We start from the raw sequence: 642 nt of genomic DNA on the forward strand, positions 1-642 counted from the left end.
GTCGGACAGGATTGGCTGTGGTTCGGGCGGCTCACAAAAACCGACGCCGAATTGCAGGCGCTGTTGTCGGATGCGGACACGCAGTTTTTCACGCTGACCAAGGATGGTCGCGACGAGGCGCTGCTCGAGCTTAAGTTCACGGCTGATGGCACGTGCGAGCTGGCCTATTTCGGGCTGACCCCCGCGCTGATCGGATCGGGTGCCGGGCGCTATCTGATGAACCACGCGATCCGCTCGGCTTGGGCGCGGCCGATCTCGCGGTTCCATCTACATACCTGCACGCTCGACAGTCCGCAGGCGCTGTCCTTTTACGTCCGCAGCGGGTTTACCCCATTCAAGCGGCAGGTCGAGGTCGCGGATGATCCGCGGCTGATCGATCTGTTGGACAAGGACGCAGGGGCGCATGTGCCGACCATCGGCTAGCGCCCCCGTGGCTCACCCCATCCGTTCAGAGGCGTAAGACCCCGGCGAGGCAGGGAAGACCACCGTCTTGTTGCCATTCACAAACACGCGCCGGTGGATATGCGCGTGAATGGCCCGCGCCAATACCTGACTTTCGACATCCCGCCCGAGCGAGACATAGTCTTCGGCGGATTGCGCATGGGTGACGCGCACAATGTCCTGTTCGATAATCGGCCCTTC

General features: G+C 62.5%; 1 protein-coding gene and 1 pseudogene. One reads left to right on the plus strand and one right to left on the minus strand.

Translation table 11 applies throughout. From position 1 onward, the window contains the following. Positions 1-423 (plus strand): GNAT family N-acetyltransferase (locus B3849_RS17290; protein WP_286780472.1); only part of this gene is annotated, 423 nt, incomplete at its 5' end. A gap of 12 nt (positions 424-435) precedes the next feature. On the opposite strand, the pseudogene purU reads toward B3849_RS17290, so the two are convergent. After that, positions 436-642, minus strand: a pseudogene (purU, locus tag B3849_RS17295) (formyltetrahydrofolate deformylase); the annotation flags it as partial.

It is taken from the genome of Sulfitobacter sp. UBA4523, assembly GCF_002388305.1.
Classification (GTDB): domain Bacteria; phylum Pseudomonadota; class Alphaproteobacteria; order Rhodobacterales; family Rhodobacteraceae; genus Sulfitobacter; species Sulfitobacter pontiacus.